Raw genomic sequence first — 8,996 nt, 5'->3', positions numbered from 1 at the left:
ATTCTAATTTTATGAGAGCCGCGACTCTAAAAGCTGTTATGATTAATGGTGCGGAAGAAACTGGTGATAGTGAAGGTCCAGATTATAGATTTGGATGGGGCTTATTAAATGCACAAAAAAGTGCTTTGCTAATTTCAAACAAAGGTACAAGTTCAATAATTGATGAATTGACTCTAACACAAGGTTCTACATATTCAAGAAATGTTATTTCTAATGGATCGCCTATGAGAATAACGGTAGTTTGGAATGATCCTGCAGGGCCTTTAAGTAATGGAGTAGAAGATGATCCTACTTCGGTTTTAGTCAATGATTTGGATGTTAGGGTAACAAAAAATTCTGAAACATTTTATCCATGGGTTTTGAATCCATTTTTTATTCAAGGAGGAGCAATTCAAGATGATAATCCTTATGATAATGTTGAAAGTATTGATGTGTCAAATCCTTCAGGAGCTTATACTATAACGGTTTCTCATAAAGGTAATTTGAGTGGAGGAAGTCAAAATTTTTCTCTAGTTGTCTCAGGAGTCGATGAATCTTTATCTTTGAATCAAGAGGGAATTGAAAATTTAGTAGTATATCCCAACCCAACTGAAGGTATTGTTAATTTTGAGTTTCCTGATTTATTTAATTCTGATATTGCTCTAAATTTGATTGATACACAAGGTAGATTGGTAAAAGATTTCGGTTTGTATAAATTTAATTCTGAAACGTCTAAAGTCTCGTTAGATTTGTCTGGTTTCGCAAAAGGAGTATACTTTATAAATATTACTAATAATGATTCTACTCTTGTTAAAAAAATTGTTCTTAAGTAGTTTTGAATTATTTAATATACGAACTGTATTATTTTTGATTTCGATCTTAACGTTCTCCTGCAGTAATCACAAAGATTCAGATTATAATATACAAGGAGTTAATTTGAAAGAATATAATAATAGGAAAGTATATCTTTTGAAAGAAGATCATGATTTGTTACCAATAAAACTAGACTCCACTATTATAACTAATAGTGGGTTTTTTTTTAAAGGAAATTTTGAAGAGCCTGTGTTGAGATACATATCCATTGAAGGTGAGTCTGAAAAATTACCTGTTTTATTAGAGGAAGATAATGTTGTGATATATTTTAACGGTTTTTCGCTTCTTAATTCTTTTGTAAAAAGTGGTTTTGAAAATAAACATTTATTCGATTATAATTTAAAAGCCTTTAAAATTAATAATGAAATTAAAAATTTTAAAAAATCGAATAGTTTACTGATGCAAAAATCTAAGGAGAATAATGATAATAAAGTAATAGATTCGTTGCTTAAAATTCATTATAAAATAAATTATAAGCATATAGTTAACATGAATGAACATTTATCAAAAAAACCGAATAATTTCGTTTCACTAATGCTTGTTGAAGGTTTGTTTGATTTTCCAAATTATCCAATTACAGATATTGAGAATCATTTTAAAAAATTTGATTCAAAGTATAAAGATTATAAAATTGCTACTAGGATAAAAGTTAAAATAGATTCTTTAAAAAATAATTGATATTTAACGCAACCTTTTTATGTATTTAACATCTATTAATTGTTTTATATTGGTTAAAGATTATTAATCGTTATATATTAACATCTTTATATTTGTTTTTTTAATATTTATTTAAGAGATTTGCAGGATAACTAACTCTAATAAATTTAATATGAGATCAAAGTTCAAATGGATTTATGTATTATTAACTGCGTTTATTTTTCAGTTTTCTTTTGCTCAAGAGAAAACTATTAGCGGTACAATAACTGAGGCAGGTCTTCCGTTGCCTGGAGTAACTGTTCTTGTTAAAGGAACAACAAGAGGTACTCAATCAGATTTTGATGGAAAGTATTCTATCAAAGCGAATCAGGGAGAAATTTTAGAATTTTCTTACGTAGGTATGAAAAAACAGTCATTAACTGTGGGTGCATCAAACACAGTTAACGTAGCGATGGAAGAAGATGCTCTATCGTTGGACGAAGTAGTAGTAAGTAGTTATGCTACAGAATCTAAACAAAAAGTAGTAGGAGCTATTTCGGTTGTTAAAGCAGGTACAATTGAAAACAGGGCATTCACTTCTTTTGACCAAATTTTACAAGGTCAAGCTGCTGGAGTAACTGTGGCTTCTGGTTCAGGTCAACCGGGTGCTTCATCTAAAGTGAGAATTAGGGGAACTAGTACATTTGGTGGTGCTGATCCTCTTTACCTTTTGGATGGTGTGCCGATTACCTCTGGGGATTTTGCGGCACTAAACGCTAATGATTTCGAAAGCGTTTCTGTGTTGAAAGATGCGGCAGCCACGTCACTTTATGGCTCTAGATCATCTAACGGTGTAATCGTTATAACTTCTAAAAAAGGTAAATATAACGAAAAAGCCCAATTTACTTATAGATCACAATTCGGTATCACAGAAATTGGTGATCCTAATTTTGAAATGATGAATTCAGAACAGCTTTTAAATTTTCAACGTTTAGTTAATAATGGAAGGGGAGCTGGACTTACTGATGCTCAGATTGCAGAGCTTTCACAAACTAACACAAATTGGTCTGATGTTTTTTTTAGAACTGGTGTTACCAAATCTCATGAGTTATCTGTACGTGGGGGTGGTGAAAAAGTAAGATATTTCACATCTCTTAATTATTTTGATCAAGAAGGGGTTGCAGAAAGATCAGATCTAAAAAGATTTACGCTTCGTACTAATATGGATTTAAAAGCTACCGATAAAACTACTCTCGGTTACAATATATCTCTTGGTTACACTAAACAAAATCTTATTGATTCTGAAAATGCTGTTGCATTGCAAAATCCTTATGCAGCTGCTTATTTAGGTTCTCCTTATGATTCTGTATTTAATGAAGATGGAACTTATAATGTTGGTCCTGGATTAATCGGTCCAAATGCTTATGAAAACTTATTGGAAAATAAACGTAATAATGATCAGGTTAAAATTGTAGGTTCTATTTTTGGTGAAACTAAATTTGCAAAATATTTTACAGCACGTGTTGATTTTGGTGTTGATTTCACTAATGATTTCTTTACAAGGGGTCAAGATCCTAATACATTTTACGGTTCAACAGTTGGTATTGGGCAGGCTGGTCTATATCAACAAACCAACTTATACAGAGGTAGGTTTAATACAACTTCTAGACTTGTTTACAACAGAACTTTTAATGAAAAACATGATTTTGAATTAGGGGCTTATATGGAGTACTTCAAGGATCATTTTAGATCGGGAACTTTTACAGGTTATGGAATTAATCCATCTTTAGTTGGTTATCCAGCTGGAATAACTCCTGGTTCAGCCGAAAATGGTCTTATACCAGCAGTTGGTGGTGGTGTTGTTAATAGTGGAATTTTTTCTTATTTTGGTATAGCAAAATATGGTTATGATGATAGATTTAAAGTGGATTTATCAATCAGACGTGATGCTTCTAATCGTTTTGCAGAGGCTAATAAATGGGGTACTTTCTGGGCTGTAGGGGCTAACTGGAATGTTATCAATGAAAAATTTATGGAGGGGAATAAACTCTTCAAAGATTTAAAATTGAGAGCAAGTTATGGTGCATCAGGTAACCAAGAGGGAATCGGTGATTTTCAACAATATGCAACTTGGGGTACTACACAATATGGTGGTGCACAAGGTATTGTACAAACTAGTAGCCCAAATCCTAATTTGCAATGGGAAGAAGGAACTAAAGCTAATATCGGTTTAGATTTTGCTTTATTTAATAATTCTAGAATTGTGGGAACTGTTGAATTTTACAGAAATATTACTAATAAGCTTTTGATTGAGCAACAACTTCCTGCTGAGAGCGGTCTTCCAGGTAGAGTTTTGGATGTCAATGCAGGTTCAATGAGTAATACGGGTATAGATTTTTCTATAGAAGCTTTTTTAATAAAAAATAAAAACACTTCTTTCAGTTTATATGGTAATTTCAATTATAACAAGAATAACATTGAAGATTTAGGTCAGGTAACTGAGTTTGTTCAAGGTACTGCCATAGTAAGAGAAGGTTTGCCTTTTGGTTCCCACTTTGCTGTGGGTTGGGCAGGAGTAAACCCTGCTAATGGTCAGCCCTTGTATTATGATTTGGAAGGCAATGTAACAAATCAATTTAGTCAGGCTAATTCTACTGCTAATTGGGGTACATATGAACCTTTTTATTCAGGAGGTTTTGGACATAGATTTTCTTACAAAGGTTTTGATTGTTCTACTTTATTCACTTTTGCAGCTCAGTATGATCGTTACAATAATCAAACATTTTTTGGCGAAAACCCAAATTTTGCACAGTACAATCAATCAACTGTTATGCTTACTATGTGGCAAAATCCTGGTGATATTACAGAAGTTCAAAGTTTTGAATTCAATAGAGAGTTTAGTTCTAAGGACATTGAAGATGCTTCTTATGTAAGATTAAGAAATATTGAAATTGGTTATACTTTGTCACCAAAAGTTATTGATCAAATTAAATTTATTGATGGGTTTAGAGTTTATTTACAAGGTCAAAATATGTTTACATGGACCAAGTTTACAGGTTTTGATCCTGAGGATGATGATAACATTGCTCAGTATGAGTATCCAACGCCAAGAATATTCACTTTTGGTGTTGATGTTAAATTTTAAAAAATTGTAATTATGAAAATTAAAAGTATTTTTTTGTCAGCAGTTTTGGCTACAGCTTTGTTTAGTTCTTGTTCAGATGCGTATGAAATTGATGCAGCTGATGAGATTATTGACGAAAACGCCATTACTAATATTGCAGACTTAACAACTGCAGTAACAGGTGTATACGCAGGTATCGGTGGTCAAAGTTTTATAGAGTGGTCTGCTTATTTTACTGATGAGTGTAGAAAGCCGTCCTCAAATCGTGGGCAAGGCGTTCAGGTTCATACTTGGGCCATAAATAACGGAACTACTGCGCCAGATGGATATTACACTGGATTTTATGTAACCATTGCGAGAGCCAATACTGTTTTGAGTAGAATTGATGGTGTTCCAGCAATTACACAAGAAGATGAGGATTTTAAAGAACAAGCACGTGCTGAACTTTTGGCTATAAGAGCTATGGCTCATTTTGATTTACTCAGATTTTTTTCAACTTCTTATGACAATGCTTCAGCTTTGGCCATACCTATTGTTGATAGACCTATTGTTTTTGAAACATTACCAAGAAACACTGTTGGTGAAGTCTTAGAGTTTGTTAATAATGATTTAGCTATTGCTTATGAAACCTTGAGCGACCTTAGTGATAACTCAGATATAACTAGAATTACACCATTAGGTGTACAAGCTTTAAGAGCTAGAATTGCTTTATATTCAAAGAATTATGAGCAAGCTATAACTTTTGCTCAGGAAGTTGTTTCTGCTGTTCCTTTAGCAGCCAATCCTACCCAATATCTTGACATTTGGACTGACGCAGGTAATGCTGAAGTTGTTTTTGAATTAAAGCGAGTTACCGGTAATACTCAAATTGGTAGGGTTTTTAGAGATGTTAATGGTGATGTCTTCTTTAATGTTTCTAACGATTTATTCAATCAGTTTACTTCAACTGATTTAAGAAGACAAGTTGGTGCATTAATTGAAACAGGTAGTACACTTGATAATATTAGAGTTGGAAAATATTCTGGACCTGCTTCTAATTATGGTTTAGCAGATATTAAATTATTTAGAGTAGCTGAAATGTATTTAATCCTAGCAGAGGCTCATGCTCTAAAAGCTTCACCTGATTTTGTAGCTGGTGAAGGTTTTATTAATCAATTAAGAGCTAGTAGAAGATTGGCTCCTACTGCTTTGCCTAATGTTTCTTTTGCTTCACAACAAGATGCTATTACAAAGATTCTTGATGAGAGAAGAAGAGAGTTGGCTTTTGAAGGCCACAGATTCTTTGATTTAAAGCGATTTAACTTAGGAATTAATAGATTAGATTCTGATGTTTTGTTAAATACTTTTGCACAAACATTAGAACCTGGTGATTACAGATTTACTCTGCCAATTCCACAGTCAGCTATATTTGCTAATCAAAATTTAGTACAAAACCCTCAATATTAAAATTAAACTATGAAAAAAGGAATTTTATTAACGTTATTTACTGCCATCACACTATATTCGTGTGGAGATGCAGATCCGGAAATTTATAATCCGGCAGATGGAAGTATTGCTTACTTCACATCAGGAACAACTGGAGCTTTTTTTATTCAAGAAGTTCCAAACCCTGAGCATTTGATTGAAGTTGGAATTACAACTACCTCTACTTCAGACAGAACTTTCAACATTACTGTTGATCCTGAGTCTACAGCGACTACTAATCAGTATACTATTGATCAGTCAACTTTTGTGATTCCTGCAAATTCTAATGTAGGTTACATTAAGATTTTAGGGAACTACGAAAATGCTTCAACAACCGGTTCTAAATTGATTTTAAATTTAGAAACTATTGAAGATGGTGAAGTTGCTACTTTTGATAATATTTATTCCTTAGATATTTATCAATTTTGTCCATTTTCTGTAGATGATTTTGTAGGTTCTTGGGATGCCGATGAAGTTGGATATACTGTCTACAATTCAGATTTTGTAGCTGGACCAGCATCTGAATTGAATGAAATCATTATGTCTAATATTTGGGATGTTAATCCAAGTTCTCAGACTAAAGTTTATTTTAACGATTCTAATCCATCGAATTTTAAATTGGATTTTCCAGTTTATACAGACAATCCATTGTATGTAAACTCTACATATGGACAAGCATGGATTGATAGAGGTACAGGTAATTTTTCTGCTTGTGCACAAACAATTTACATGAGATTTCAAGTTAGAGTTAGTGCAGGTTTCTTTGCTGCTACTGAAATTAATTTTTCAAGACCATAATTTGTATTTCTTAACATAAAAATTAACCTGTGATTTTATCACAGGTTTTTTTTTGTAATCTTCTTATTGTTTTAATATTTATATTTGATTTACATTTGTCAAAAATTTTTATGACAAGATATTTATGTATATTATTTTTCTTAACTTCCTTTTTGTCCTTCTCTCAAAAAAACAAGAAGATTAAGGAGGATAATATAGTTAATCAAAATAGAATTTTAGATAGAACAGATTCAGAATCTAATTCTTCTGATATAACTTATAAATCCACAGCAAATATTTCCGAATACAAAATCATCACTATTGAAAGAGATACCACACATTATGACACTTCTTTAACCATTCAAAAAGAGTATAAATACAATTACTTGCGTAAAGATATTTTTGGTTTACAACAATTTGCAAATGAAGGACAAACCTATACAACGCTGGATTTTGGACTAAATCAGTTCAATCCTTATCCCGAAATTGGTTTAACCGGTAAACATTTTAATTTTTTAGCCGCAAATGATATTCATTACTATCGTGTGCCAACTCCTTTAACGGAATTATATTTTAAAACCGTGATGGAACAAGGTCAAAATCTCGATGCCTTCATTACATTAAACACATCCGAAAGACTAAATTTTTCGATAGCCTACAAAGGATTACGTTCCCTCGGAAAATATATCAACCAACTTTCCAGTACCGGAAATTTTCGTTTCTCAACCAGCTATCAAACAAAAAGTAATCGCTATCAATTTAAAGCTCATTTTACTGCCCAAGATATTTTAAATGGAGAAAATGGAGGTATTATCAATTTAGAAGATTTTGAAGGAGGAGAAGCAGATTTCAGAAATCGAGCTCGAGTGCAAGTGTTCCTAAATGATGCAGAAACTCTTCTTAAAGGGAATCGCTATTTTTACGACCATTATTTCAGAATTAATAAAAACGATGCCCAAAATAATGTTTACTTACACCATCAACTCAACTATGAGCATAAGTTTTTTAATTATAAACAGACTACCGTTGCCACAACAATTATCTCAGACGAGGGGAATCGTGTAGTAAACCGTTTTGGTGATTCTTATGTGCTTAGTAACATCAACGATGAAACCCGTTACAACAGAATGTATAACAAAATCGGAGCTTTATACGAAAATAAATCACTGGGTGAGTTCCAATTTTTTCTGGAAGATTTTAGATTCAATTATTTTTATAACAGAGTAATCGTTCAAGACGATCAGCTTATCCCCAGTAATCTAAGCGATGAAATTCAATCTGTTGGCGGTCAGTATACCTACCAAAAAAATAAATGGAACGGAAAGTTCAGTTATTCTACTTCTATCACAGACCAAAGTTTATCCAATCTTGATGGAAAATTACTTTTTAAATACAATGACAAAAACAGCATTGATTTACGCTATCAAAATCTAAATCGATTGCCAAATCATACTTTTTCACTTTTCCAAAGCAGTTATGTCAACTACAATTGGGCAAATAATTTTAGAAATGAAAAAGTAAATAACATCGAAGTAACTGCCAAAACCCAATGGATTGATGCGGCACTTCAACTCACTACACTCAATGATTTTCTCTATTTCGGCCAAGACACAGCACCGGAGGATCAACTATTGATTACACCAAAGCAATACGATAAAACCATCAATTACCTGAGTATAAAAGCCGGAAAAGAAATAAAATTCTGGAAATTAGGTTTCGACAACACCGTGCTTTATCAAAAAGTAGATCAAGAAGATGACGTTTTAAACGTTCCCGAACTAACACTTCGAAGCACATTATATTTTTCCGGTCATTTTTTCAAAAAAGCACTTTTCCTTCAAACCGGTGTAACAGTTAATTATTTTAGTAAGTATTACGCTAACGATTACAATCCGGTGGTAGCTGATTTTTATGTACAAAACAGACAAGAAATTGGGAATTTCCCAATGGTTGATTTCTTTATCAATGCCAAAATAAAAACAGCAAGAATCTATCTCAAAGCAGAACATTTTAATGCCGCAATGACCGGATTCAATTACTATTCTGCACCCAATAATCCGTACAGGGATTTTATTGTTCGTTTCGGACTCGAATGGAATTTCTTCTTATAAGGAGCGGAAAGGCTTAGGCTTTTACAGCTATT

General features: G+C 32.6%; 6 protein-coding genes. All 6 read left to right on the top strand.

Annotated elements, in window-relative coordinates:
- Positions 1 to 812: T9SS type A sorting domain-containing protein (locus tag ACIQ0M_RS01215; RefSeq protein ID WP_396148884.1), on the top strand; the 812-nt coding region annotated here is incomplete at its 5' end.
- Positions 775 to 1,530 (top strand): DUF4369 domain-containing protein, encoded by a 756-nt coding sequence (locus tag ACIQ0M_RS01210; RefSeq protein ID WP_396148882.1) that lies wholly within the window; start codon positions 775 to 777, stop codon positions 1,528 to 1,530. The genes ACIQ0M_RS01215 and ACIQ0M_RS01210, both read left to right, overlap by 38 nt.
- Before the next feature lie 151 nt (positions 1,531 to 1,681).
- Complete coding sequence (locus ACIQ0M_RS01205) at positions 1,682 to 4,633, top strand: SusC/RagA family TonB-linked outer membrane protein (RefSeq protein ID WP_396148880.1); 2,952 nt, start codon at positions 1,682 to 1,684, stop codon at positions 4,631 to 4,633.
- Between the two features lie 12 nt (positions 4,634 to 4,645).
- Complete coding sequence (locus ACIQ0M_RS01200) at positions 4,646 to 6,058, top strand: RagB/SusD family nutrient uptake outer membrane protein (RefSeq protein ID WP_396148878.1); 1,413 nt, start codon at positions 4,646 to 4,648, stop codon at positions 6,056 to 6,058.
- 9 nt (positions 6,059 to 6,067) lie between these two features.
- A complete protein-coding gene (locus ACIQ0M_RS01195; protein WP_396148876.1) occupies positions 6,068 to 6,874 on the top strand; it encodes a hypothetical protein in 807 nt (268 codons plus the stop codon).
- Positions 6,875 to 6,984: 110 nt separating this feature from the next.
- A complete protein-coding gene (locus ACIQ0M_RS01190) occupies positions 6,985 to 8,964 on the top strand; it encodes a putative porin (protein WP_396148874.1) in 1,980 nt (659 codons plus the stop codon).
- The last annotated feature ends 32 nt before the right edge of the window (positions 8,965 to 8,996 follow it).

The sequence above is a fragment of the Flavobacterium sp. genome, assembly GCF_044339515.1.
Taxonomy (GTDB): Bacteria; Bacteroidota; Bacteroidia; order Flavobacteriales; family Flavobacteriaceae; genus Flavobacterium.
Note: the sequence above shows the minus strand (reverse complement) of the source record. Positions and strands in the feature narration are given on the sequence as shown.